Source organism: Pseudomonas frigoris, assembly GCF_047758635.1.
GTDB classification, from domain to species: Bacteria; Pseudomonadota; Gammaproteobacteria; order Pseudomonadales; family Pseudomonadaceae; genus Aquipseudomonas; species Aquipseudomonas frigoris.
Map to the genome: position 1 here is coordinate 1,899,780 of NZ_CP180479.1, position 25,375 is coordinate 1,925,154.

At 58.7% G+C, this 25,375-nt stretch carries 28 protein-coding genes; 26 read left to right on the forward strand and 2 right to left on the reverse strand.

The window, feature by feature from the left end; translation table 11 throughout:
* Positions 1 to 514 precede the first annotated feature (514 nt).
* The 3 genes from rluC to sppA are packed head-to-tail and all read left to right on the forward strand — an operon-like array spanning position 515 to position 3,140.
* Positions 515 to 1,477, forward strand: coding sequence for a 23S rRNA pseudouridine(955/2504/2580) synthase RluC (rluC, locus tag ACMXYH_RS08600; protein ID WP_046049069.1), 963 nt, complete (start codon positions 515 to 517; stop codon positions 1,475 to 1,477).
* Positions 1,464 to 2,126, forward strand: coding sequence for an HAD-IA family hydrolase (locus ACMXYH_RS08605; RefSeq protein WP_415766836.1), 663 nt, complete (start codon positions 1,464 to 1,466; stop codon positions 2,124 to 2,126). Before rluC ends, ACMXYH_RS08605 begins: the two co-directional genes overlap by 14 nt.
* A 24-nt stretch (positions 2,127 to 2,150) precedes the next feature.
* A complete protein-coding gene (gene sppA, locus ACMXYH_RS08610) occupies positions 2,151 to 3,140 on the forward strand; it encodes a signal peptide peptidase SppA (RefSeq protein WP_129437458.1) in 990 nt (329 codons plus the stop codon).
* A gap of 148 nt (positions 3,141 to 3,288) precedes the next feature.
* Here the strand turns inward: sppA and ACMXYH_RS08615 are convergent, their stop codons facing one another.
* Complete coding sequence (locus ACMXYH_RS08615; RefSeq protein WP_415766837.1) at positions 3,289 to 3,867, reverse strand: Maf family protein; 579 nt, start codon at positions 3,865 to 3,867, stop codon at positions 3,289 to 3,291.
* 106 nt (positions 3,868 to 3,973) lie between these two features.
* Here ACMXYH_RS08615 and ACMXYH_RS08620 point away from each other — a divergent pair, with 106 nt between their 5' ends.
* The 17 genes from ACMXYH_RS08620 to ACMXYH_RS08700 all read left to right on the forward strand — a co-directional run bounded on the left by ACMXYH_RS08620 (position 3,974) and on the right by ACMXYH_RS08700 (position 17,676).
* On the forward strand, positions 3,974 to 4,501 hold the full coding sequence (locus tag ACMXYH_RS08620; protein ID WP_004371317.1) for a YceD family protein: 528 nt from the start codon (positions 3,974 to 3,976) through the stop codon (positions 4,499 to 4,501).
* Between the two features lie 13 nt (positions 4,502 to 4,514).
* The gene (gene rpmF, locus ACMXYH_RS08625; RefSeq protein ID WP_008152339.1) at positions 4,515 to 4,697 is read left to right on the forward strand and encodes a 50S ribosomal protein L32; all 183 of its coding nucleotides are present in this window, start codon (positions 4,515 to 4,517) and stop codon (positions 4,695 to 4,697) included.
* 4 nt (positions 4,698 to 4,701) lie between these two features.
* Positions 4,702 to 5,712, forward strand: a complete 1,011-nt coding sequence (plsX, locus tag ACMXYH_RS08630) for a phosphate acyltransferase PlsX (RefSeq protein ID WP_415766838.1) — start codon at positions 4,702 to 4,704, stop codon at positions 5,710 to 5,712.
* Positions 5,713 to 5,837: 125 nt separating this feature from the next.
* A complete protein-coding gene (fabD, locus tag ACMXYH_RS08635; protein WP_415766839.1) occupies positions 5,838 to 6,776 on the forward strand; it encodes an ACP S-malonyltransferase in 939 nt (312 codons plus the stop codon).
* Between the two features lie 16 nt (positions 6,777 to 6,792).
* Complete coding sequence (gene fabG, locus ACMXYH_RS08640) at positions 6,793 to 7,536, forward strand: 3-oxoacyl-ACP reductase FabG (RefSeq protein ID WP_129437450.1); 744 nt, start codon at positions 6,793 to 6,795, stop codon at positions 7,534 to 7,536.
* Positions 7,537 to 7,727: 191 nt separating this feature from the next.
* Positions 7,728 to 7,964 (forward strand): acyl carrier protein, encoded by a 237-nt coding sequence (acpP, locus tag ACMXYH_RS08645; protein WP_003442511.1) that lies wholly within the window; start codon positions 7,728 to 7,730, stop codon positions 7,962 to 7,964.
* A gap of 108 nt (positions 7,965 to 8,072) precedes the next feature.
* Positions 8,073 to 9,317 (forward strand): beta-ketoacyl-ACP synthase II, encoded by a 1,245-nt coding sequence (gene fabF / locus ACMXYH_RS08650; protein WP_095132060.1) that lies wholly within the window; start codon positions 8,073 to 8,075, stop codon positions 9,315 to 9,317.
* On the forward strand, positions 9,317 to 10,132 hold the full coding sequence (gene pabC / locus ACMXYH_RS08655; RefSeq protein ID WP_415766840.1) for an aminodeoxychorismate lyase: 816 nt from the start codon (positions 9,317 to 9,319) through the stop codon (positions 10,130 to 10,132). Before fabF ends, pabC begins: the two co-directional genes overlap by 1 nt.
* A 3-nt stretch (positions 10,133 to 10,135) precedes the next feature.
* A complete protein-coding gene (mltG, locus tag ACMXYH_RS08660) occupies positions 10,136 to 11,401 on the forward strand; it encodes an endolytic transglycosylase MltG (protein ID WP_129437446.1) in 1,266 nt (421 codons plus the stop codon).
* A gap of 19 nt (positions 11,402 to 11,420) precedes the next feature.
* A complete protein-coding gene (gene tmk / locus ACMXYH_RS08665) occupies positions 11,421 to 12,053 on the forward strand; it encodes a dTMP kinase (protein ID WP_046049079.1) in 633 nt (210 codons plus the stop codon).
* Positions 12,046 to 13,035, forward strand: coding sequence for a DNA polymerase III subunit delta' (locus tag ACMXYH_RS08670; RefSeq protein ID WP_134419088.1), 990 nt, complete (start codon positions 12,046 to 12,048; stop codon positions 13,033 to 13,035). Before tmk ends, ACMXYH_RS08670 begins: the two co-directional genes overlap by 8 nt.
* Positions 13,036 to 13,077: 42 nt before the next feature.
* Positions 13,078 to 13,434, forward strand: coding sequence for a PilZ domain-containing protein (locus ACMXYH_RS08675; RefSeq protein ID WP_129437442.1), 357 nt, complete (start codon positions 13,078 to 13,080; stop codon positions 13,432 to 13,434).
* A gap of 13 nt (positions 13,435 to 13,447) precedes the next feature.
* Positions 13,448 to 14,233, forward strand: a complete 786-nt coding sequence (locus tag ACMXYH_RS08680; protein ID WP_129437440.1) for a TatD family hydrolase — start codon at positions 13,448 to 13,450, stop codon at positions 14,231 to 14,233.
* 342 nt (positions 14,234 to 14,575) lie between these two features.
* Positions 14,576 to 15,214, forward strand: a complete 639-nt coding sequence (locus ACMXYH_RS08685) for a TetR/AcrR family transcriptional regulator (protein WP_007945721.1) — start codon at positions 14,576 to 14,578, stop codon at positions 15,212 to 15,214.
* 139 nt (positions 15,215 to 15,353) lie between these two features.
* Positions 15,354 to 16,322 carry a GTP 3',8-cyclase MoaA gene (locus tag ACMXYH_RS08690; RefSeq protein ID WP_415766841.1) on the forward strand — a complete coding sequence of 323 codons (969 nt, stop codon included), beginning with the start codon at positions 15,354 to 15,356 and terminating at the stop codon, positions 16,320 to 16,322.
* A gap of 167 nt (positions 16,323 to 16,489) precedes the next feature.
* Positions 16,490 to 17,098 (forward strand): DUF4823 domain-containing protein, encoded by a 609-nt coding sequence (locus ACMXYH_RS08695; RefSeq protein WP_415766842.1) that lies wholly within the window; start codon positions 16,490 to 16,492, stop codon positions 17,096 to 17,098.
* Positions 17,099 to 17,115: 17 nt separating this feature from the next.
* A complete protein-coding gene (locus ACMXYH_RS08700) occupies positions 17,116 to 17,676 on the forward strand; it encodes a DUF1285 domain-containing protein (RefSeq protein WP_046049085.1) in 561 nt (186 codons plus the stop codon).
* Positions 17,677 to 17,735: 59 nt separating this feature from the next.
* Here ACMXYH_RS08700 and ACMXYH_RS08705 read toward each other — a convergent pair whose 3' ends face one another.
* Entirely contained in the window at positions 17,736 to 18,608 is an 873-nt protein-coding gene (locus ACMXYH_RS08705; RefSeq protein ID WP_415766843.1) for an esterase/lipase family protein, read from the reverse strand.
* Positions 18,609 to 18,803: 195 nt separating this feature from the next.
* On the opposite strand from ACMXYH_RS08705, the gene ACMXYH_RS08710 reads away from it, so the two are divergent.
* The 6 genes from ACMXYH_RS08710 (at position 18,804) to araH (ending at position 25,279) form a co-directional block, all read left to right on the forward strand.
* The gene (locus ACMXYH_RS08710; protein ID WP_008152308.1) at positions 18,804 to 19,520 is read left to right on the forward strand and encodes a FadR/GntR family transcriptional regulator; all 717 of its coding nucleotides are present in this window, start codon (positions 18,804 to 18,806) and stop codon (positions 19,518 to 19,520) included.
* A 143-nt stretch (positions 19,521 to 19,663) separates the two neighbouring features.
* Positions 19,664 to 20,539 carry an SMP-30/gluconolactonase/LRE family protein gene (locus tag ACMXYH_RS08715; protein ID WP_415766844.1) on the forward strand — a complete coding sequence of 292 codons (876 nt, stop codon included), beginning with the start codon at positions 19,664 to 19,666 and terminating at the stop codon, positions 20,537 to 20,539.
* 198 nt (positions 20,540 to 20,737) lie between these two features.
* A complete protein-coding gene (locus ACMXYH_RS08720) occupies positions 20,738 to 21,556 on the forward strand; it encodes an SDR family oxidoreductase (protein ID WP_129437429.1) in 819 nt (272 codons plus the stop codon).
* Between the two features lie 122 nt (positions 21,557 to 21,678).
* Positions 21,679 to 22,683, forward strand: coding sequence for a substrate-binding domain-containing protein (locus ACMXYH_RS08725; RefSeq protein WP_129437427.1), 1,005 nt, complete (start codon positions 21,679 to 21,681; stop codon positions 22,681 to 22,683).
* 65 nt (positions 22,684 to 22,748) lie between these two features.
* The gene (araG, locus tag ACMXYH_RS08730) at positions 22,749 to 24,308 is read left to right on the forward strand and encodes an L-arabinose ABC transporter ATP-binding protein AraG (protein WP_415766845.1); all 1,560 of its coding nucleotides are present in this window, start codon (positions 22,749 to 22,751) and stop codon (positions 24,306 to 24,308) included.
* 2 nt (positions 24,309 to 24,310) lie between these two features.
* Complete coding sequence (araH, locus tag ACMXYH_RS08735) at positions 24,311 to 25,279, forward strand: L-arabinose ABC transporter permease AraH (protein ID WP_134419094.1); 969 nt, start codon at positions 24,311 to 24,313, stop codon at positions 25,277 to 25,279.
* Positions 25,280 to 25,375 lie beyond the last annotated feature (96 nt).

Consider the following 25,375-nt stretch of genomic DNA (forward strand, 5'->3'; position numbering starts at 1 on the left):
AATCAACCAGCGGCTGTGGACGAGATGAAGCGTCTTGATAAAGCCTATTGCTACACAGTCCAGCGGTTGTGCATCTCCACCCTACACGTATCCCTGATAATTCGGGTGCTGCCGCGCGCAGAATCCGCAGCGGGTTGGCATTTACCGTGAGCTCCGAAAGGGGAGGTCACGCATCATGGCTAATTTAGGCGTTGTTTCCGAAGCGTTCGCTCGGGGTTGTTCGTAGCTGACTGCACTTTGTGAACTGGCCGTGAATATTTGCTCGCAAGGCGAGTGAAAACTCTGCTTTGCGGCATGCTTCAGGCCTCATGTCACCTGCGCTCGTTACAACTGCAAACTCTACCGTTTCGTAGCGAAAGCCCCGTAGGACGGCCTCTCGTCCTCGTGAATTGCGTTGGTCAGGGCCGGTTTTTGACCGTTAGTCCGCTGTCCAGGCCACTTTTGGCGGCGTTCGCGACTATAGCAGCAATGATTAAGTGCTTCAATTCCATAAAAAATTGTTATCATCCGCGCCATGACGACTACTGCCCCTTCGACCCCAGCCGTACAACTGCTGGAGGTCTCGCCGGAATATGCCGGCCAACGTATTGATAACTTCCTTCTCGCTCGGCTCAAAGGCGTGCCCAAGACCTTGATTTACCGCATTTTGCGCAAAGGCGAAGTGCGAGTGAACAAAGGTCGGATCAAGCCCGAATACAAGCTGCAGGCGGGCGATATCGTGCGCGTGCCGCCGGTTCGCGTGCCTGAGCGCGACGAGCCGGTTCCGCTGGCACAAGGCCTGCTGCAGCGCCTCGAAGCCTCGATTGTGTTCGAGGACAAGGCGTTGATCGTGATCAACAAGCCTTGCGGCATCGCGGTTCACGGTGGCAGCGGCTTGACTTACGGGGTGATCGAAGCCTTTCGTCAGTTGCGTCCCGATTGCAAGGAGCTCGAACTGGTTCACCGTCTCGACCGTGACACCTCCGGCCTGCTGATGATCGCCAAGAAGCGCAGCATGCTGCGTCACTTGCACACGGCATTGCGCGGCGATGGCGTCGACAAGCGCTACATGGCGCTGGTTCGCGGCAACTGGGCGGCCTCGATCAAGCAAGTCCGAGCGTCGCTCGGCAAGAGCAACCTGCGCTCCGGCGAGCGTATGGTCGAGGTCGACGAGGAGGAGGGCAAGGAGTCCGTGACCGTGTTCAAGGTCCTGCGTCGTTTTGGCGACTTTGCCACCCTGATCGAAGCCAAACCGATTACCGGCCGGACTCACCAAATCCGCGTCCACACCTTGCACGCCGGGCATTGCATTGCCGGTGACACCAAGTACGGCGATGAAGGCTTCAGCAAAGAGATTCGTGACCTGGGCGGAAAGCGCCTGTTCCTGCACGCCTACATGCTGACCGTGCCGCTGCCTGATGGTGGTGAGCTGAAGTTGCAGGCGCCGGTCGACGAGATGTGGGCCAAAACCGTGGAGCGCCTGAGTGCACCCATCTGATTACAAGCTGCTGATTTTCGATTGGGACGGCACTCTCGCCGACTCCATTGGTCGGATTGTCGAGTCAATGCATGTCGCGTCCGAGCGATCCGGATTTCAGTTGCGCGATGATTTTGCCGTCAAGGGCATCATCGGTCTCGGTCTGCCGGAGGCGATTCGCACGTTATATCCGGAAATCGGCGACGACGAATTGGTAGCCTTCCGTCAGCACTATGCTGATCACTACATCGCCTCTGAGGCTGTTCCTTCGCCGTTGTTCGAGGGTGTGGTCGAGTCGATGGAAGCGTTTCGCGCCGAGGGTTATCACTTGGCGGTCGCGACCGGCAAGGCTCGTCGCGGACTGGATCGGGTGCTGAAGTCTCACGGCTGGGAAGAATATTTCGACATCACCCGCGCGGCTGACGAAACCGCCAGCAAACCCCATCCGCTGATGCTTGAGCAGATCCTCGCTCACTGCGAGATTCGCCCGGAGCAGGCGCTGATGGTGGGCGATTCGTCCTTTGACTTGCAGATGGCGCGCAACGCCGGCATGGATTCGGTGGCCGTCAGCTATGGCGCGCAATCGATCGAAGCGTTGAAGTTGTTCGAGCCGGCACTGGCCATTGATCGTTTTTCAGAATTGCATGCCTGGCTGAGTCAGCGGGCTTAATAGGTTTTTGCTGGGGTAGATGTCATGACCGACGAATGGAAAGCGCCCGCCAAGGCGAGCGCAGAGAGCGGTGACGAGAAAAGCTGGAAGCTGCTGGAAAAGACCCTGCTAGCTGGCGTGCAGGAGCAGCGCAGGTCCCGTCGCTGGGGGATTTTCTTCAAGCTGCTGACCTTTGTGTACCTGTTTGGCGCGTTGATCCTGTTCACGCCGTTGATGGACATGGAAAAAGCCGCCACTCGCAGTGGCACCTACACCGCGCTGATCGACGTGACCGGCATGATCGCCGACAAGGAGCCTGCCAGCGCTGATAACATCGTCGGCAGCCTGCGTGCAGCGTTCGAGGACGAGAAGGTCAAAGGTGTCATCCTGCGAATCAACAGTCCGGGCGGCAGTCCGGTGCAGTCGGGCTACGTCTATGACGAGATCCGCCGTTTGCGCGGCCTGCATCCGGATACCAAGGTTTACGCGGTAATCTCGGATTTGGGCGCTTCCGGTGCTTATTACATCGCAAGCGCGGCAGATCAGATCTACGCCGACAAGGCGAGCCTGGTAGGTTCCATTGGTGTGACGGCGGCCGGTTATGGCTTTGTCGGGACGATGGAGAAGCTGGGTGTCGAGCGTCGCACTTACACCTCCGGCGAGCACAAATCGTTCCTCGATCCGTTCCAGCCGCAGAAGCCTGAAGAAACTCAGTTCTGGCAGGGTGTGCTCGATACCACTCATCAGCAATTCATCAGCAGCGTCAAGAAAGGTCGTGGCGACCGCCTCAAGGACAAGGAGCATCCAGAGTTGTTCTCCGGGTTGGTCTGGTCGGGCGAGCAGGCACTGCCGCTGGGGTTGATCGATGGCCTGGGGAATGCCAGTTCGGTGGCCCGTGATGTCATTGGCGAGAAAGAGCTGGTGGACTTCACCGTTCAGGAATCGCCGTTCGATCGCTTCTCGAAAAAACTCGGTGCCAGCGTGGCTGAGCATCTGGCGATGTGGATGGGCTTCCAGGGGCCTTCGTTGCGCTGATTCTATGGCTGCATAAAAAAAACCGGCTTTTTGCCGGTTTTTTTAAAGTCAAAATATCGCAGCCTCGTTTCACTCGACAGCTCCTACATTGAAATGCGTATCCCTTGTAGGAGCTGTCGAGTGAAACGAGGCTGCGATCTTTTGATCTTTAAGGTATCTGCACGCCTTCGGCCAGCAGCATGTCCACCAGGCGAATCAATGGCAGGCCGATCAGGCTGGTGGCGTCAGGGCCTTCGGTGCTTTGAAACAGGCTCACCCCCAAACCCTCGGCTTTGAAGCTGCCAGCGCAATCGTAGGGCTGTTCGGCGCGCAGGTAGCGTTCGATGCGTGCGGTGTCGAGCGTGCGCATGTGCACGGTGAACGGCACGCAGTCGACCTGGCATTCACCGGTCTGGCTGTTGAGCAGCGCCAGGCCGGTGAGGAAGGTCACGCTGGCACCGCTCGAAGCCAACAATTGTTCGCGGGCCTTTTCGAAGGTGTGCGGTTTGCCGATAATCCGTTCGCCAAGCACCGCGACCTGATCGGAGCCGATAATCAGATGAGCGCGATGGCTGCTGGCCAACGCACGTGCTTTTTCCTCGGCGAGGCGCTTGACCAGCTCGATGGCGGACTCGTCCGGACGATGGCTTTCGTCAATATCCGGCGAGCTGCAGATAAACGGCAGCTGCAAGCGGGCCAGCAATTCCCGGCGATAAACCGAGCTTGAAGCGAGTAATAAAGGCAGCATGCGCATCTCCAGAAGACAGGCGCGAATTCTAGCGGAGGCTTGCAAGTGACGGACAGGGCTGAATTTCCTTTGACATGGCTGGGGGCATCCCTATAATGCTGCGCCTATGTTGAATGACCCGATTCCACCTCACGTTGACCCGCGCAAATTGGCTGATCGTGGCACCACCCTTCAAGGTGAACTGCTGCTGGCCGATTTGGAGAGACTCTGCGACCCGCTTTCCGACACTGTCGGTACGGTGCAGGCTAAATTCGTTTTTGAACGAGATGAACGTAAGTCTGTGGTAATTCACAGTTTTATCGACACCGAAGTCAAAATGGTTTGCCAGCGTTGTCTTGAGCTGGTCACCCTGCCGATCCACAGCGAATGCAGTTATGCTGTGGTGAAGGAGGGTGCGAATACCCAGTCGTTGCCGAAAGGTTATGACGTGCTGGAACTGGGCGAAGATCCATTGGATCTGCAGTCACTGATCGAGGAGGAGCTTCTGCTCGCCTTGCCCATTGTGCCTGCTCATCATCCGGAAGAATGCCAGCAGCCGGCGGGTCTCGATGAGCCCGAACCGAGCGAGGACGAGGTAACGCGGTCCAACCCGTTCAGTGTATTGGCGCAGTTAAAGCGTGACCCAAACGTTTAGGAGTTAATCAATTATGGCTGTTCAGCAGAACAAAAAATCCCGCTCTGCCCGTGACATGCGTCGTTCGCACGACGCCCTGACGGCAAGCACTCTGTCTGTAGAAAAAACCACCGGTGAAATTCACCTGCGTCACCACGTATCGCCAGAAGGCGTATACCGTGGCCGTAAAGTGATCGACAAGGGCGCTGACGAGTAATCACTTGTCTGCTCAAGTCATCGCGATTGACGCAATGGGCGGGGACTTCGGTCCCCGCAGCATTGTTCAGGCCAGCCTTGCTTGCCTGTCTGCTACGCCCTCGCTGCACCTGACCCTCGTCGGTCAACCCTCCCTTCTTGAAGAATTGCTCTCTGGCCAATCGGCTGTGGATCGCTCGCGTCTGTCGATCGCGCCGGCGTCCGAAGTCATCACCATGGACGAAAAACCTGCCCAGGCCCTGCGCGGCAAGCCCGACTCGTCGATGCGTGTGGCGCTGGAGTTGCTGCGAGACGGCAAGGTCCAGGCCTGCGTCAGCGCTGGCAATACCGGTGCGCTGATGGCGTTGTCGCGCTTCGTGCTCAAGACCTTGCCGGGTATTGATCGGCCGGCGATGGTGGCGGCGATTCCGACGCAGAAAGGTTATTGCCAGTTGCTCGACCTGGGCGCCAATGTCGATTGCAGCGCCGAGCATCTGTTGCAGTTCGCTGTGATGGGGTCGGTGGCGGCGGAAACCCTGGGCATTGTTCGTCCGCGAGTGGCGCTGCTGAACATCGGTACTGAAGACATCAAGGGCAACCAGCAGGTCAAACTGGCGGCCACCTTGTTGCAGAGTGCTCGCGGCATCAATTACATCGGTTTTGTCGAGGGTGACGGTGTGTACCGTGGCGAGGCAGATGTGGTGGTATGTGACGGTTTTGTCGGCAATATCCTGCTCAAATCCAGCGAAGGCCTGGCGACCATGATTGCCGCGCGCATCGAAGCCTTGTTCAAGAAAAACCTCGCGACTAAAGTGGTCGGTGCTCTGGCCCTGCCGCTGATGAAGCGCTTGCAAGCCGATCTGGCGCCTGCACGGCATAACGGCGCAAGCTTCCTCGGGTTGCAGGGGATTGTGGTCAAAAGCCATGGTTCGGCGGGGGTTCAGGGCTTCCAGAGTGCGATTCAGCGCGCCTTGATCGAGATTCAGGAAAACCTGCCGGAACGTATTCACGGTCGCCTGGAGGATTTGTTGCTTTAGGCGTTTTCGTCGGACAATGCTTAAATGTGACCGCTCAGTTCAATTTGCCATCCAACTGTCAGTTTCTTGCGTCCCCCAAGCGGGACGTCAATTCTCCGACGACAAGATCATTAGGGGCTTGTTACATGTCTGCTTCCCTCGCATTCGTCTTTCCGGGACAGGGTTCGCAGTCCCTCGGCATGCTGGCCGAGTTGGGCGCGCAACATCCGGTTGTCCTCGAAACATTCAAAGAAGCTTCCGATGCTCTGGGTTACGACCTGTGGGCACTGACCCAGCAAGGGCCGGAAGAGCAACTCAATCAAACCGATAAAACCCAGCCGGCCATTCTGACCGCCTCGATTGCCTTGTGGCGTCTGTGGCTGGCTGAAGGCGGTGCGCGTCCGGCTTATGTTGCCGGTCACAGCCTGGGCGAATACAGCGCTCTGGTCGCTGCGGGCAGCCTGAGCCTGGGCGACGCGGTGAAGCTGGTTGAGCGCCGCGGTCAGTTGATGCAGGAAGCCGTTCCGGCCGGACAAGGTGGCATGGCCGCCATTCTCGGTCTGGACGATGCTGATGTGCTGGCAGCCTGTGCTGAAGCGGCTCAAGGCGAAGTGGTCAGTGCGGTCAACTTCAATTCCCCTGGCCAGGTGGTCATCGCCGGTGCCAAGGCAGCAGTCGAGCGCGCCATCGAAGGCTGCAAGGCCCGTGGTGCCAAGCGCACCATGCCGTTGCCGGTCAGCGTGCCGTCCCATTGCGAGCTGATGCGTCCGGCGGCCGAGCGTTTCGCCGAGTCGATCGCAGCGATCGACTGGCAGGCGCCGCAGATTCCGGTGGTTCAGAACGTCAGCGCCAATGTGCCGGCCGATCTGGAAACCCTCAAGCGCGATCTGCTTGAGCAGCTTTACAAGCCTGTACGCTGGGTCGAATCGGTTCAGGCGCTAGCCGCCAAAGGTGCTACCCAGTTGGTCGAATGCGGCCCAGGTAAAGTGCTGGCTGGCTTGAACAAGCGTTGCGCCGAAGGCGTGTCGACATCCAACCTCAATACCCCCGACGCCTTCGCTGCCGCTCGCGCAGCGCTGGCTTGAATCAGGAGAAGCCTGCATGAGTCTGCAAGGTAAAGTTGCACTGGTCACTGGCGCGAGCCGCGGTATCGGCCAGGCTATCGCCCTGGAACTGGGTCGTCAGGGCGCCATCGTTATCGGCACCGCGACGTCTGCCTCGGGTGCCGAGCGCATTGCGGCAACCCTGAAGGAAAGCGGGATTCAAGGCACTGGCCTGGAACTCAATGTCACCAGCGACGAATCCGTTGCTGCAGTACTGGCGAGCATTACATCGCAGTTCGGTGCGCCGGCGATCCTGGTCAACAATGCCGGTATCACCCGCGATAATCTGATGATGCGGATGAAAAATGACGAATGGCATGACGTCGTCGATACCAACCTGAACAGTCTGTTTCGCCTGTCCAAGGGCGTTTTGCGCGGTATGACCAAAGCCCGTTGGGGACGAATTATCAGTATTGGGTCGGTTGTGGGTGCCATGGGCAACGCAGGCCAAGTAAACTACGCAGCCGCCAAGGCCGGTCTGGAAGGTTTCAGCCGTTCGCTGGCGCGTGAAGTCGGTTCGCGTTCGATTACGGTAAACTCGGTGGCCCCTGGGTTCATCGACACCGATATGACCCGCGAGCTGCCTGAGGCACAGCGTGAAGCCTTGCAGACGCAGATTCCGCTGGGCCGTCTGGGGCAAGCTCAAGAGATCGCGTCTGTGGTCGCTTTTCTTGCATCCGACGGTGCGGCTTACGTTACTGGGGCTACAATCCCGGTGAACGGCGGGATGTACATGAGTTAAATGTGACGGATCGCTTCAAAAAAATGTCATACGAGCTGTCTAAAATCCGTTATAAAGCTGCAATCTATTTATAGGCAGAGGGTCGTCGGGTTTGAGGAGTGAAGCTTTCAGTTGAAAAACTGAAAAGTCTTTCTATACACTTACCCACTGGCCAGCTGCCTGAATTTGTCCATTAGGAGTGAAAACAAGGTATGAGCACCATCGAAGAGCGCGTCAAGAAAATCGTTGCTGAGCAACTGGGCGTTAAAGAAGAAGAAGTGGTCAACACTGCTTCCTTCGTTGAAGACCTGGGTGCCGACTCCCTTGACACCGTTGAGCTGGTGATGGCTCTGGAAGAGGAATTCGAGACCGAAATCCCTGACGAAGAAGCTGAGAAGATCACTACTGTACAAGCCGCAATCGATTACGTTACTAACCACCAGGCTTAATAGCTTGTAATCGTTGCTTGCTGTCATGGAAAAACCGCACTGCCATCACGGCGTGCGGTTTTTTCTTTAGGCCTGATGCAAAGTCGTCATTTGAAAAAGGAGAGTGCTGTGTCGCGTAGACGCGTCGTAGTCACCGGTATGGGTATGTTGTCGCCACTGGGCACGGATGTGCCGAGCAGTTGGCAGGGCATTCTGGCTGGCCGCAGTGGCATTGGTCTGATCGAACACACCGACCTTTCTGCCTATTCCACCCGTTTTGGCGGCTCGGTAAAGGGCTTCAATGTCGAGGAATACCTGTCGGTCAAGGAAGCTCGCAAGCTCGACCTGTTCATTCAATACGGTCTGGCCGCAGGTTTTCAGGCAGTTCGTAACGCCGGTCTGGAAGTCACCGACGCCAACCGTGAGCGCATCGGCGTGGCCATGGGGTCGGGGATTGGCGGACTGACCAATATCGAAGAAACCAGCCGCACGCTGCATGATTCCGGCCCACGACGGATTTCTCCGTTTTTCGTGCCTGGCTCGATCATCAATATGATTTCCGGTTTTCTGTCCATCCATCTGGGTGCACAGGGACCTAACTACGCCATCGCCACCGCGTGTACCACCGGTACGCACTGCATCGGCATGGCGGCACGCAACATCATGTACGACGAAGCCGACGTGATGATTGCCGGCGGCGCTGAAATGGCAGCTTGCGGTCTGGGCATGGGCGGCTTCGGTGCCTCCCGCGCGCTGTCGACCCGCAACGACGAGCCGACCCGCGCCAGCCGTCCATGGGACAAGGGCCGTGATGGCTTCGTGCTGTCCGACGGTGCCGGCGCTCTGGTTCTCGAAGAACTGGAGCACGCCAAGGCCCGTGGCGCGACGATCTACGCCGAGCTGATCGGCTTCGGCACCAGTGGCGATGCTTACCACATGACTTCGCCACCGGCCGATGGCGCGGGTGCTGCACGTTGCATCACCAATGCGCTGCGCGATGCCAAGATCAATGGCGACCAGGTTCAGTACGTCAACGCCCACGGCACCTCGACGTCGGCCGGCGACCTTGCCGAAGCCTGTGCGATCAAGTCGGTGTTCGGCGATCACGCTTACAAGCTGGCGGTCAGTTCGACCAAGTCCATGACCGGTCACCTGTTGGGTGCGGCGGGCGCGGTCGAGGCGATCTTCAGTGTGCTGGCGATCAACAGCCAGGTAGCGCCGCCGACCATCAACCTCGATGAGCCGGACGAAGGTTGCGACCTCGATTTCGTACCGCATACCGCGCGCAATATGGATATCGATGTGGTGCTGTCCAACTCCTTCGGGTTTGGCGGCACCAACGGCTCGCTGGTGTTCCGCCGGTTCGCTGACTGATGGACAGCTGGGTCGACGGTCAGCCGGCTGACGCTTTGTCGCTGAAGGATCGCGGCCTGGCTTACGGTGATGGTCTGTTCGAGACCGTTGCCGTGCGTGGCGGGCAACCGTTGCTGCTGGACCGACATCTGGCGCGTCTGGCCGATGGCTGTTCACGCCTGGCGATCACTGCCGATCATGAGTTGATCCGCAGTGAGCTGCTGGCCTATGCCAGCGCACTGGGTCAGGGCGTGCTCAAGCTCATCATCACCCGCGGCGACAGTCTGCGCGGTTACGCCCCCGATCCCTCGGCTCAAGCCCGACGTATTCTGCAAGGTAATCCACCCGCTGCTTATCCTGCCGTTCATGGCGAGCAGGGCGTTCGCCTGTTCCCTTGTGCGACACGACTGTCCAGGCAGCCACTGCTTGCCGGCCTCAAACACCTTAACCGTCTGGAACAAGTGATAGCCCGCGCCGAATGGCAAGATACGGAGCACGCCGAAGGCTTGATGCTCGATCAGGCGGGTCGCGTCATTGAAGGCGTGTTCAGCAATCTGTTTCTGATCCGCGATGGCATGTTGATCACGGCTGATTTGAAGCGCTGTGGCGTTGCCGGTGTGATGCGTGCCGAATTATTGTTTCAAGCCGAGTCGTTGGGGATCCCCACGCAAATCACCGACATCACCCTCGATCAGCTGCAATGGGCTGATGAAGTCTTTGTCTGCAACAGCGTGTATGGCGTTTGGCCGGTGCGCGCCTATGCCGCACTGAACTGGCCGGTTGGTCCGCTCACCCGTAAACTCCAAACCATTGCCCGCGCGCTACTGGATGCTTGATACGTGAGACGTAAATTCTTGCTGCTGCTGGAAACCGGATTGGTTCTGGCAGGGCTGTGTCTGGGCGCCTCCGCCTGGAAAATCCATTCGGCGCTGGAACAGCCGCTGAATATCACTCAGGAAGAGCTGCTGGAAGTGCCAAAAGGCACGACACCGACCCGCACCTTCTATCGACTCGAAGCCGATGGCGTCATCAAGGATGCTTTCTGGCTGCGGGTGTATTGGCGCTTCAATCTCGCCAAACAACCGCTGCACAAGGGCGAATACCGCATGCAGCCCGGCATGACCGTCGAAGGACTGATTGACCTGTGGAAACGCGGGGAAATGGTTCAGTACAGCCTGACCCTGGTCGAAGGCTGGAATTTCCATCAGGTGCGCGCTGCTCTGGCCAAGGATGAAAAACTCGAAAAGACCCTCGACGGTTTGAGTGATAGCGAGGTGATGGACAAACTCGGCCACACCGGGATTTTTCCGGAAGGGCGATTCTTCCCTGACACCTATCGCTTCGTGCGCGGCATGACCGATGTCGAGCTGCTGAAAAAAGCCTACGACCGCCTCGACGAAGTCCTTGCCAAGGAGTGGAGCCAGCGCGCCGCTGACGTGCCGTACACCGAGCCCTATCAGGCGCTGATCATGGCCTCGCTGGTGGAGAAGGAAACCGGCGTGCCGCAGGAGCGCGGGCAAATCGCTGGCGTGTTTGTACGGCGCATGGAAATAGGCATGTTGTTGCAGACCGATCCGACCGTGATCTACGGCCTCGGTGATCGTTACAACGGCAAATTGACTCGCGCCCATCTCAAGGAGGCGACGCCGTACAACACCTACATGATTTCGGGACTGCCGCCGACCCCGATCGCCATGGTCGGCCGCGAAGCGATTCATGCAGCGCTGAATCCGGTGGCTGGCAATAGCCTCTATTTCGTTGCTCGTGGTGATGGCAGCCACGTGTTCTCCGATGATCTGGACGCGCACAATAACGCTGTGCGTGAGTTCCAGATCAAGCGCCGTGCCGACTACCGCTCCAGCCCGGCGCCGGCTACGGCGCCAGAGGCGACGGATGAGCAGGCACCGATTCCGGCTGCTTCGCCCGACACAGTCCCCGAGGCTTTGCCGCAAGTGCCGCCACAAGAACCTGCTCAGGCGGCGCCAACAGAGCTGCAAGCGCCTGACCAGTCGCCATCACCGGAGCCGGCGCAAGAACCCGCTCAAGAACCTGCAGCTGCACCCGCGCCCGAACCGGATGCAACCGCGCCGCAAAGCCCGCAATGATTCTGACTAAGGACTGCCTGTGACTGGCTTGTTTATTACCCTGGAAGGCCCGGAAGGGGCCGGCAAGAGCACCAATCGCGAATACCTGGCCGAGCGCCTGCGCGCCGCGGGTATCGAGGTCGTGCTGACTCGCGAACCAGGCGGCACGCCGTTGGCCGAGCGGATCCGCGAAGTGCTGCTGGCGCCGGTTGACGAAGTCATGAACCCCGACACCGAGTTGCTGTTGGTGTTCGCCGCGCGAGCCCAGCATCTGGCCGAGGTGATTCGCCCGGCGCTGGCCCGCGGTGCGGTGGTCCTGTGTGATCGCTTTACCGATTCGACCTACGCCTATCAGGGTGGCGGTCGCGGCCTGTCGCTGGAGCGCATCGCGACCCTGGAAGCCTTCGTCCAGGGCGATCTGCGCCCGGACCTGACGTTGATTTTCGATCTGCCGGTGGAAGTGGGCCTGGCCCGCGCCAGCGCTCGTGGTCGTCTGGATCGCTTCGAACTCGAAGGCCGAACCTTTTTTGATGCGGTGCGCAGTGCTTTCCTCAAGCGTGCTGAAGCGGATCCTGCGCGTTATGTCCTGGTCGATGCCGCCCAGCCGTTGGCGCAGGTTCAGCAGGCACTGGATGCCTTGTTGCCGCGTCTGCTGGAGTTGACCCGTGGCTGAAGCCTATCCGTGGCAGGACAGTCTCTGGCAGCATTTGGCCGGTCGCAAGCAACATGCTCACGCCTATCTGTTGCATGGCCCGGCCGGGATCGGCAAGCGCGCGCTGGCCGAGCGCTTGATGGCCAGTTTGCTGTGCCAGCGTCCGAGCGCCGCCCACGATGCTTGCGGCGAATGCAAATCCTGTCTGTTGCTCAAGGCCGGCAGTCACCCTGACAACTACATTCTGGAGCCGGAAGAAGCCGATAAGGCGATCAAGGTCGATCAGGTTCGTGATCTGGTCAGCTTCGTGGTTCAGACCGCGCAGATGGGCGGCCGCAAAGTGGTGCTGATCGAGCCGGTCGAGTCGATGAACATCAATGCCGCCAACGCCTTGCTCAAAAGCCTTGAAGAACCTTCCGGCGATACTGTTTTACTGTTGGTCAGCCACCAGACCAGTCGTCTGTTGCCGACCATCAAGAGCCGCTGCGTGCAGCAGGCTTGTCCATTGCCGAGCGAAGCCATGAGTCTTGCGTGGCTGGCGAAGGCTTTGCCGGACTGCGCGGAAGAAGAGCGTATCGAGTTGCTGACCCTGGCCGCCGGTTCGCCACTGGCCGCCGTCAACTTGCAGGCCCAGGGTGTGCGCGAGCAGCGGGCGCTGGTGGTCGATGGCGTGAAGAAGTTGCTCAAGCAGCAACAGTCACCGACGCAACTGGCCGAAGGCTGGAATGCGATTCCGCTGTTGCTGTTGTTCGACTGGTTCTGCGACTGGTCGAGCCTGATCCTGCGCTATCAACTGACGCAGGATGAAGAAGGGCTCGGACTGACGGACATGCGCAAGGTGATTCAGTACCTGGCGCAGAAAGCCGGCCAGGACAAAGTCCTGAATATTCAGGACTGGATCCTCGCCCAGCGCCAGAAAGTGATGAGCAAAGCCAACCTCAATCGGGTGTTGTTGCTGGAGGCGCTGTTGGTGCAATGGGTGGGTTTGCCTACCCAGAAGTGACCGACTAAGCCTAGACTCCGAGCATCAGCAACGGAGGTCAGCATGAATGAACTCGTCAATCCGGGGCCGCGCAACGGCATTTTGTCCCTGACGATCAAGGACAAGTCCGTGCTTTACGCGGCCTACATGCCGTTCATCAAGAACGGTGGCCTGTTTATCCCGACCAACAAGAGTTACAAGTTGGGCGATGAGGTATTCATGCTGTTGAACCTGATGGACGAGCCGGAGAAGATTCCGGTCGCCGGCAAGGTCACCTGGATCACCCCCAAAGGTGCGCAGGGCAACCGGGCTGCCGGGGTCGGCGTACAATTCGACGATGGCGACAATACCGCGCGCAGTCGAATCGAAACTCATCTGGCCGGAGCCCTGAAGTCCGACCGTCCCACTCATACGATGTAAGTTGCAGCCTTTTATGCTCGTAGATTCCCATTGTCACCTTGATCGCCTCGACCTCGCCGCCCACGACGGCTCCCTGGATGCTGCACTGGATGCGGCCCGTCTGCGCGGGGTAGGGCACTTTCTGTGTATCGGCGTCAGCGTCGAGAATGCCGCCGACGTCAAAGCCCTGGCCGAACGTTACGACGACGTCGACTGTTCGGTTGGCGTGCATCCGCTGGACGTGCAACCGGGCGCCGCGCCAGCACTGGATTGGCTGTTGCGCGAGCTCAACCACCCGCGTGTGGTCGCGATCGGTGAAACCGGTCTGGATTATTACTACGAGCCGGAAGCAGCGGAGTTGCAACAGGAGTCGTTTCGCCTGCATCTGCGAGCGGCACAGCAGACGGGCAAACCGGTGATCATCCACACCCGTGGTGCCCGCACCGATACGTTGAACCTCCTGCGTGAAGCAGCGCTGCCCCAGGCGGGCGTGCTGCATTGTTTCACCGAAGACTGGGACATGGCCAAAGCGGCCCTGGACATGGGGTATTACATTTCCTTGTCCGGGATTGTCACTTTCCGCAATGCCGACGCTCTGCGTGACGTAGCCAGTAAAGTGCCGGCTGACCGATTGCTGGTGGAAACCGACTCGCCTTACCTGGCGCCGATCCCTCATCGCGGCAAGCCGAACCTGCCGCAGTACGTGCGCGACGTAGCGGAATTTCTGGCAATGTTGCGAGGTGAGCCCTACGAGCGGTTTGCCGAGCAAACCACCGAGAATTTCAAGCGACTGTTTCCGCTGGCGCATGTGAAAGGTTAAATCGCAGGCAAAAAAAACCCGGGTTCTGGGGGGTGAATCCGGGTTAAGACCATTAGGAGTAAAACAAAGGCACGCGGTCCGTTGGTACCTATATCGGCGCAACACTTGGGGGAGATGTCCCGCCGACAGTTGAAGTATTGATCAGTATTGCGCCGAGTCCAGTTTACCGGCGCCGGTTTTTAAACAAATTTGGAATACGCGCGCTTCTGTTGAGTTCTCATTAATCTGCGAGGCTGCCGGAATTCATCAAGAAACACATATATGGTCGGATGATCCGTGCATTTTTGCGCAAGTTAGGCATAATACGCGGCTTCGAATTTTGACCCCTACAGACCTTTTCTTATGCATAAAGAACCTCGTAAGGTCCGTGAGTTTCGTCGCCGCGAGCAAGAAATTCTCGATACCGCGCTCAAGCTGTTCCTCGATCAAGGTGAAGACAGTGTCACCGTCGAGATGATTGCTGATGCCGTCGGTATCGGCAAAGGCACGATCTACAAGCACTTCAAATCCAAGGCCGAGATCTATCTGCGCCTGATGCTCGATTACGAGCGCGATTTGAACGAGCTGTTGCATTCGGCCGATGTCGACAAGGACAAGGAAGCCCTGTCCCGGGCCTACTTCGAATTCCGCATGCGCGACCCTCAACGCTATCGGTTGTTCGATCGCCTGGAAGAGAAGGTGGTCAAGGGCAATCAGGTCCCAGAGATGGTCGAGGAGCTGCACAAGATTCGCGCCTCGAACTTCGAACGCCTGACCCTGCTGATCAAGGGCCGGATCAGCGAAGGCAAGCTCGAAGATGTGCCGCCTTACTTCCATTACTGCGCCTCCTGGGCGCTGGTGCACGGCGCCGTGGCGCTGTATCACTCGCCGTTCTGGAGCAATGTGCTGGAAGATCAGGAAGGTTTCTTCCAGTTCCTGATGGACATCGGCGTACGCATGGGCAACAAGCGCAAGCGCGATAGCGACACCCCGAGCAGCTGAACCATTCAGTTGCCTTATTGCGCCATTATTTCGCTACGTGGCGCAGTACCGCAGGAATATACTCAGGCATAGGACTTGCTAAAACTTGATTTGTGAGTCAAGTTTTAGCGGTCCGAATATTCTTCCGCCGGAGTAGTCCATGATCGTTGACCGTCAAGGCAGGCGTTTTCGCAATTTGCGAATCAGTCTGACTTCAGCCTGCAATTACGCTTGTACCTACTGCGTGCCCAACGGCAAGCGGTTGGTCGCTGCGCAGGATGAATTGTCGGCCGAGGCCATGGCGCGTGGCGTGGCCTATCTGATCGAAGCGGCGGGCATTGAGCGTTTGCGCATCACCGGCGGCGAGCCGCTGGTCAGCCCCAAACTCGAAACCTTCATGACCGCCGTCGGGCAGATGGGCCTGGCGGACATCAGCCTGACCACCAACGGTCAGCTGCTGGCGAAGAAACTGCCACTACTGGTGGATGCTGGCATTCGTCGCATCAACGTTTCCCTCGATACCCTGGATGCCAGCGCCTTTCGCAGCATTGCCCGTGGCGGCGATCTGGCGACTGTGCTCGACGGTATGGATCAGGCCAGCGCCGCCGGCCTGAAGATCAAGGTCAATATGGTGCCGCTGCGTGGGCAGAACCTCGATCAAGTAATGCCGCTACTCGATTACTGTCTGGAGCGCGGCTATGAGCTTCGCTTCATCGAGTTGATGCGCATGGGCCACCTGGCCAACGACTCCAATGCTTTCCTGCAACAGTTTGTCAGCCTGCAGCAGTTGCTCAGCCTGATCGGCGAGCGCTACGAATACCTTCAGGCCGATGCGCCGGTAGACGCCACCGCCGTGCGTTATGAAATTCCGGGGCAGGGCTACTTTGGTATTATCGCCAACGAAAGCGTTCCTTTCTGCCGCACCTGTTCGCGGCTGCGCCTTTCGTCCACGGGCTGGCTGCATGGCTGCCTGTCGTCGAGCAACCGCCACTATGTCGGCGACCTGCTGGACAAGCCGCGTCATCAGGCATTGCCGGCCTTGCAGCGACTCTTGGTGAAAGCCTTGGGCGATAAGCAGGAAGTAGCATTTTCAGGTGGTGCGACCATCATGAAGATTATTGGCGGCTGATCGAACCTCATCGCGAGCAAGCTCGCTCCCACAGGTCCTGTGCCAACCCTGTGGGAGCGAGCTTGCTCGCGATGCGATCTGTGAGACGCTGCTGATCCCGAGCTGGCGCGGAAGCTGCATCCAATGGCCATTCGCCGGTTTTCCGTCACCGGCCTCTGGAGGGTAGGATGCGTAGCCTGGTTTTGCTGCTGGCCGTTTTGGCGCTTGGTGGCTGCATGAATGTCAGCGATCTGGCTGAAGGGACTCGCTACCACATGAGCGACGCGGGGTTGCTCGACCATAGCGACAGCCACCGTGTGAATAACCTGCGCATTCAACCGGACTCATTCGTCTATATCGCCCAGGGCGCCTTTGTGCCGCCAGGCAGTACTGTCTACCCACGACCTAACGTGATCGCCGAGGTCGCCTTCGATGGCTTTGTCGAATACTTTCCCATGGTCCGCCGCGCCCGTGCCCCGGAAGGTCTTGATCAAGCCATGGGCGAAGCCCGTGCCGCCGGTGCCCATTACCTGCTCTATACCCGGTTCGCCAAGTCTGATGACCGTATCGGCAACTCGGACGAATGGCTCGATCAGGAAGCCCTGGATCGCCTCGGTATCGATAGCGGCGTGATTCAGATCATGTTGATCGAGACCAGCACCCAGTATTTGATTGATACTGCACGTATCAAGAGTCGTGGCGGTTTACTGACGTTCCACGACAAAAAGCCAGAAGACCTGATGGGCCCGCCGCTGGAACAATACGCGCGCAGCCTGCTGGGGCTCAGCGACCAGTAATTCAAAAGGAGAACGCCATGAGTGGCCCGCAAAAAGCCAACGATCTGTTGGGGCAAATCCCCAAAACCAAAGGCTTGCCGCCGGTCCACCTGTGGAACCCCGACTTCTGCGGCGACATCGACATGCGTATCGCCCGTGATGGCACCTGGTATTACCTGGGCACGCCGATCGGGCGCAAGCCGATGGTCAAGCTGTTCTCCACCATCATTCGTCGCGATGGTGACGATTACTTCCTCATCACCCCGGTCGAAAAGGTTGGCATCAAGGTCGACGACGCGCCCTTCGTGGCGATTGCCGTGGAGGTCGAAGGCGAAGGTGAAACCCAGGTCTTGCGCTTCACCACCAATGTTGACGAGACCGCCGAGGCCGGCACCGAACACCCCATGCGCGTGGTGATCGACCCGGTCACGCAGGAACCTGCGCCCTACGTGCATGTGCGCACCAACCTCGAAGCCCTGATCCACCGCAACGTGTTCTACCAACTGGTGGAGCTGGCCGTCACCCGCGAGATCGACGGGCAGCGCTGGTTAGGCGTGTGGAGCGCTGGCGAGTTCTTTCCCATCGGGCTTGAGCCGTAACTCGCCAAGTAGCTGTGTTCTGGAAAATGGCCCGCTATTCAAGCGGGCCATTTTTTTGCCTACAAACCTTTGTCCTTAAGCCGAGCAGCATGTTCAAGATAGAGGTGGACCGGGCTGACGTTCCAACTCGTGATCCCGGCCATTTGATTGACTGCGTCGAAATGGTCCATCGGGTAATCCGAACGAATGACTTTGCCCAGGTGCGAGCTGTACTGTCCGACTAGCCCATCGTTGGCGTGTTTCTCTTTATAAAATAACTTCGACAGCACAATACAGTTCAAGTGGGACGGATCGAGAGGTTGCAGACTTTGAAAGTTTTGCAGGATCCCGCTCCAGGAGTAGTAGTGCACGCCGTTTTCAATTTCGTTGCCTTCCCCACCCCAATGTTGCGGTAGCCCTTGCGGGTACTTCTTGTTGAAGGCTGCCAAACCTGCGCTGGTCAACGATTCGAAAGCCGCTTGAGGGTCCTGAGGGTTTTCCGGATGGTCGCTGATCAACGAAATGAAGGTACCGACTGCTTTGAACAGGGCGAGTACGAGCACTTCGGGCAACTCACCAGGCGTCAGCGCCTTATGCAATTGGTCGGCAATCTCGGAGCCATGATTGGGGCAGCTGACAGAAGTGACTGATGCGACCTTTTCCGGGTGTAGCGCCGCTACGTAGCGTGCAGCCAATGGACCTTGGCTGTGGCCGATCAGGTTGACCTTGGCAGCTCCCGTTTCCTGCAAAATACGGTTGACGTGTTCGAGCAGTTTTTTACCGCGCTCCTCGTTTCCGTTCACGGCTGGAATGTTAACGGCAAACACCTTGGCCCCAGCGTGTTCCAGAGCTTCCTTGATCTCGAAGAAGTAGGGGTAACCGGCAATTTTATCGAAGCCAAAAAGGCCGTGGACCAAAACAATCGGGTATTGCGTAGACGCATCCATGTTCATGCTTATACCTGTCGATAGCGGACTTTAGTTGCGCTTGATCTGTCGCGGCTAACCGTAGGTCACAAAGCGGGTTCGTTCAAATCGCTCACCTGAACGCCGTCAGACAGAAAAAATTAAATTGACACTCAATCGTATGATGATTAGCGTGGGCACCCATCGCGAACGGCTTTGTGCCGTCCCTGAATCGAGGTGTCCATGTCCAGCAGTTTTCATGCGTCGACGGTCGATTGGCTGGGTTGCTGGATCGCCACGGGGCAGGTCAAGCCGGGTGAGACGCTCAAGGTCGAAGCCGACCTGGGCGAGCAACTCGGTGTCAGCCGCACCGTTATCCGCGAAGCCATCAAAACCCTGGTTGCCAAGGGCATGCTCGAAGTCGGGCCCAAGGTCGGCACGCGGGTGTTGCCGGTGCGCCGCTGGAACCTCTTCGATCCGCAAGTCGTAGGCTGGCTATCACGCAGCGGCTTGCCGGAAAACTTCGTCGACGACTTGCTCGACCTGCGCCGCACCATCGAACCCATGGCCGTGCGCTGGGCTTGCGAGCGCGCTACCGTCGAACAGGTTCACGCCATCCTTCAGGCTTACAACGCATTGGAGCGGGCAGTGGACAGCGGCATCGATTACAACCGCGCCGACCAGTTCTTCCACGAGTGCATCCTCGCTGCCAGCCACAATCAATTCATCGAACAAATGGTCCCGGCCCTCGGCGCGCTGCTGGCGGTGTCTTTCGAAGTGTCCGCCGCCGACCCGGACGAACTGCGCCGCACACTACCGATTCACAAAGACATGGCCGAGGCCATCGCCGCCCGGGATGCCGCGCGAGGTGTCTGGGCCTGCATGACCCTGATCGATAACGCCGACCTGGCCATCAAGCGCTTCTACCCGCAAGTCATGGCCGACAAGAAAGCCAGCTGACAACACAAAGTCCCTGTGGGAGCGGCGGTGCGACGATTCGACTTGCTCGCGAAGGCGTCGGCACATCCAACATTGATGTCACAGACACACCGCCTTCGCGAGCAAGCCCGCTCCCACATAAAAGCAATAAGGAAGGAGGTTTTATGGAGTGGACTGCGGTTACTGAACACCGGGCACGACTGGGCGAAAGCCCGTTTTGGGACGCGCCGACCCAGGCGCTGTACTGGGTTGATATCGCCGGTCAACAGGCGCTGCGGCTGATTGGTGCCAACGTGCAGATCTGGCAGATGCCCGAGCATGTGTCCGCCTTCATCCCCTGCGAAAGCGGTGATGCGCTGGTGACGTTGAACAGCGGCGTGTATCGACTCGATCTGGATTCCCCCGGCCTGGAGCCGCGACTGACTTTGCTCTGCGTCGCTGATCCGCAACCCGGCAATCGCGCCAATGAAGCCCGCTGCGATGCTCAGGGCCGGCTCTGGCTCGGCACGATGCAGAACAACATCGGCGAGCAGGGCGAAGACGTGCCCATTGTGCGGCGTTCCGGTGGCCTGTTTCGCATCGATCGCGATGCTCGGGTCACGCCGTTGCTTAGAGGGTTGGGTATCCCGAACACGTTGCTGTGGAGCGACGACGCGACCACCGTGTATTTCGCCGACAGCCTCGACAACACGCTCTACCAGTACTTCATCCGCACCGACGGCAACCTCGACCCGGCCCGGGTCTGGTTTGGGCCGCATGAACGCGGCGGCCCGGATGGCTCGGCGATGGATGCCGAAGGTTACATATGGAATGCCCGTTGGGACGGCAGCTGTCTGCTCAGGCTGACACCGGACGGGCAGGTTGATCGCGTGATCGAGCTGCCAATCAGCCGCCCCACCAGTTGCGTATTCGGGGGTGATGACCTCAAAACCCTTTACATCACCAGCGCCGCGAGCCCGCTCAACCATCCGTTGGACGGCGCGTTGCTGTCGATTCGAGTCGATGTGCCCGGAAAAACCTGTAATCGGTTTGCCGGATAAATCCCAAAATATGAGATGTAAAATTATATATTGAGATTATTTGGCAGTCGGGTTTATAGTCGGCTCCATCAGTTACACGCACTCACACTTAAAAAAACAAAACAGGTGAAGTGATGCAGCGATTTTCCAAAAAGCCTTTTGACCGGACATCGACAGATGCCCGGTTTTTGTCGTGCGCTCGAAAAGGAGTCTTGATCCATGGCTGAACCTCTTTCCTTGCCACCGGTGCCCGAACCGCCGAAGGGTGAGCGCCTGAAAAACAAGGTCGTGCTGCTGACCGGTGCTGCTCAGGGTATCGGCGAGGCGATTGTCGCAACCTTCGCTTCCCAGCAGGCCAAGCTGATCATCAGCGATATTCAGGGTGAGAAAGTCGAAAAGGTCGCGGCGCACTGGCGGGACAAAGGCTTTGATGTTCAGGCGATCAAGACCGATGTGTCCAGGCAGCAGGACCTGCACGCCATGGCCAGACTGGCGATCGAGTTGCACGGTCGCATCGATGTGCTGGTCAATTGTGCCGGGGTCAATGTGTTCCGCGATCCGCTGGAAATGACCGAGGAAGACTGGCGTCGCTGCTTCGCCATCGACCTCGACGGCGCCTGGTATGGCTGCAAGGCGGTATTGCCGCAGATGATCGAGCAGGGCATCGGCAGCATCATCAACATCGCCTCGACCCATTCCACTCACATCATTCCTGGTTGCTTCCCGTACCCGGTGGCCAAACATGGCCTGCTCGGCCTGACCCGCGCCCTGGGCATCGAATACGCGCCGAAGGGCATTCGCGTCAACGCCATCGCGCCGGGTTACATCGAAACCCAGCTGAACGTCGATTACTGGAACGGTTTTGCCGACCCGCATGCCGAACGTCAGCGCGCTTTCGATCTGCATCCACCACGTCGTATCGGTCAGCCGATCGAAGTGGCCATGACCGCTGTTTTCCTGGCCAGCGATGAAGCGCCGTTCATCAATGCCTCGTGCATCACCATCGATGGCGGTCGCTCGGTCATGTACCACGACTGAGTCAATCGGGTTTCCGGCGCGGAACTACGTCTGAAATCCAATCATCATACGATATGACTATTAGCTGCACAGTTTGATTGGCTTTCAAATAACGCTCAAAAAAAATAACAAGGAGTCAGCTTATGAATCGTCGTCGTGGGATCCGTTCCCTGTGCTGTGCCGCTTTGGCGGTCACCGCGGTCAGCCTGAGCAGTACGTTGCTGGCGGCCGAGGAAGTGAAGATCGGTTTTCTGGTCAAGCAAGCGGAAGAACCCTGGTTCCAGACCGAATGGGCATTCGCCGAAAAGGCCGGGAAAGAGAAGGGCTTCACCGTCATCAAGATCGCCGTGCCCGACGGCGAGAAAACCCTCTCGGCCATTGACAGCCTCGCCGCCAACGGTGCCAAGGGCTTTGTGATCTGCCCGCCAGACGTATCCCTGGGACCTGCGATCATGGCCAAAGCCAAGCTCAATGGTTTGAAAGTCATCGCAGTCGATGACCGCTTCGTCGATGCCAGCGGCAAGTTCATGGAACATGTTCCTTACCTCGGCATGGCAGCGTTCGAAGTCGGCCAGAAGCAGGGCAGCGCCATGGCCACCGAAGCGAAAAAACGTGGCTGGGACTGGAAAGACACCTACGCGGTGATCAACACCTTCAACGAACTCGACACCGGCAAGAAACGCACCGACGGTTCGGTCAAAGCGCTGGAAGACGCCGGCATGCCGAAAGACCACATTCTGTTCTCGGCGCTGAAAACCCTCGACGTACCCGGCAGCATGGACGCCACCAACTCGGCGCTGGTGAAACTGCCGAGCGCAGCGAAAAACCTGATCATCGGCGGCATGAACGACAACACCGTGCTGGGTGGCGTGCGCGCCACCGAGAGCGCCGGGTTTGCCGCGGCCAATGTGATCGGCATCGGCATCAACGGCACCGACGCCATCGGCGAATTGAAGAAGGCCAACAGCGGCTTCTTCGGCTCGATGTTGCCGAGCCCGCACATCGAGGGCTACAACACCGCGAGCATGATGTACGAGTGGGTCACCACCGGCAAAGAACCACCGAAGTACACCGCGATGGACGACGTAACGCTGATCACTCGCGAGAACTTCAAGCAGGAACTGGAAAAGATCGGCCTCTGGAACTGAGGGCCGGTTGATTTCATTGGTGGCCCTGGCGACGGGGCTGCCTGATCTGTGTGAAGAGGTGGGTTATGCACGCGCAATCAAAAACACAACAACACAATGCCGGCGGCAGCTTGCGCTTCAACGGGATCGGCAAGACCTTTCCCGGGGTGAAGGCGCTGGATGGCATCAGCTTCGTCGCCCATCCGGGGAAGGTTCACGCCTTGATGGGCGAGAACGGCGCCGGCAAATCGACCCTGCTGAAAATCCTCGGCGGGGCTTACACCCCGAGCAGCGGCGACCTGCAGATCGGCGAGCAGGCGATGGTCTTCAAGTCCACCGCCGACAGCATCGGCAGTGGCGTCGCAGTGATCCATCAAGAGCTGCACCTGGTCCCGGAAATGACCGTGGCAGAGAACCTGTTCCTCGGGCATCTGCCGGCCAGTTTCGGCCTGATCAATCGCGGCGCGTTGCGGCAACAGGCATTGGCCTGCCTCAAAGGCCTGGCCGATGAAATCGATCCGCAAGAGAAAGTAGGGCGCCTGTCCCTCGGTCAGCGGCAACTGGTGGAAATCGCCAAGGCCTTGTCCCGTGGTGCGCATGTGATCGCGTTTGACGAACCGACCAGCAGCCTGTCGGCGCGGGAGATTGATCGTTTGATGGCGATCATCGGTCGCCTGCGCGACGAAGGCAAAGTGGTGCTTTACGTCTCCCACCGCATGGAAGAAGTGTTCCGCATCTGCAACGCGGTGACGGTGTTCAAGGACGGTCGCTTTGTGCGTACGTTCGAGGACATGAGTGAACTGACTCACGACCAGTTGGTGACCTGCATGGTCGGTCGCGACATTCAGGACATCTACGATTACCGCCACCGTCAGCGCGGCGCGGTGGCGCTCAAGGTCGACGGTTTGCTGGGGCCAGGATTGCGTGAACCGGTGAGTTTCGAGGTGCACAAGGGCGAGATTCTCGGGCTGTTCGGCCTGGTCGGCGCCGGTCGCACGGAGCTGTTCCGCATGCTCAGTGGCCTGGAGCGCAATACTGCCGGACGCCTGGAATTGCGCGGTCATGAACTGAAGTTGCGTTCACCCCGCGATGCGATTGCCGCCGGGATTCTGCTGTGCCCCGAGGACCGCAAGAAAGAGGGCATCCTGCCGCTCGCCAGCGTCGCCGAGAACATCAACATCAGCGCCCGCGGCGCCCACTCCACCTTCGGCTGCCTGTTGCGTGGCCTGTGGGAGAAGGACAACGCCGACAAGCAGATCAAGGCGCTGAAAGTGAAGACCCCCAACGCGGCGCAGAAAATCATGTACCTGTCCGGCGGCAATCAGCAGAAGGCCATTCTCGGCCGCTGGCTGTCGATGCCGATGAAGGTCCTGCTGCTCGACGAACCGACTCGCGGCATCGACATCGGCGCCAAAGCCGAGATCTACCAGATCATCCACAACCTGGCCGCCAGCGGCATCGCGGTGATCGTGGTCTCCAGCGACCTGATGGAAGTGATGGGTATTTCCGACCGTATCCTGGTGCTCTGCGAAGGCGCGATGCGCGGCGAGTTGTCCCGCGAACAGGCCAATGAATCCAACCTGCTGCAACTGGCTTTGCCGCGCCAACGCGCCAACGCGCTGACGGCGTGGCGAACTGAGAGGTGACTATGACAACCCAAAACAACGCTTTGCCCACCCAGCGCAAACCTCTGGACCTGCGGCGCTTTCTCGATGACTGGGTGATGCTGCTGGCGGCCGTCGGGATCTTCGTGCTCTGCACCTTGCTGATCGACAACTTCCTCTCGCCGCTGAACATGCGCGGCCTGGGCCTGGCGATTTCCACGACGGGGATTGCCGCTTGCACCATGTTGTATTGCCTGGCGTCCGGGCACTTCGATTTATCGGTGGGGTCGGTGATTGCCTGCGCCGGCGTGGTCGCAGCGGTGGTAATGCGCGACACCGACAGCGTGTTTCTCGGTGTGGTGGCGGCACTGTTCATGGGGCTGATCGTCGGGTTGATCAACGGCATCGTGATCGCCAAGCTGCGGGTCAATGCGTTGATTACCACGCTGGCGACCATGCAGATCGTTCGCGGCCTGGCTTACATCTTCGCCAACGGCAAAGCGGTAGGCGTGTCGCAAGAGCAGTTCTTCGTCTTCGGCAATGGCCAGTTGTTGGGGGTGCCGGTGCCGATTCTGATCACCATCGTTTGCTTCCTGTTTTTCGGCTGGTTGCTGAATTACACCACCTACGGGCGCAACACCATGGCCATTGGTGGTAACCAGGAAGCGGCGTTGCTGGCTGGGGTGAACGTTGATCGGACCAAGATCATTATCTTCGCCGTGCACGGGGTGATCGGGGCGTTGGCCGGGGTGATCCTGGCTTCGCGCATGACGTCTGGACAGCCGATGATTGGTCAGGGTTTTGAGCTGACGGTGATCTCTGCGTGTGTGTTGGGCGGGGTGTCGTTGAGCGGCGGGATCGGGATGATTCGGCATGTGATTGCCGGGGTGCTGATTCTGGCGATCATCGAGAATGCGATGAATTTGAAGAATATCGATACGTTTTACCAGTATGTGATTCGGGGTTCGATCTTGCTGTTGGCCGTCGTGATCGACCGCCTCAAACAACGCTGACTAACCTGGTCCTGCACAAAGTCTGTAGGTGCAGGCGATTCAATGTGGGAGCGGGCTTGCTCGCGAAGGCGGCGTGTCAGTCAACATAATTGCTGA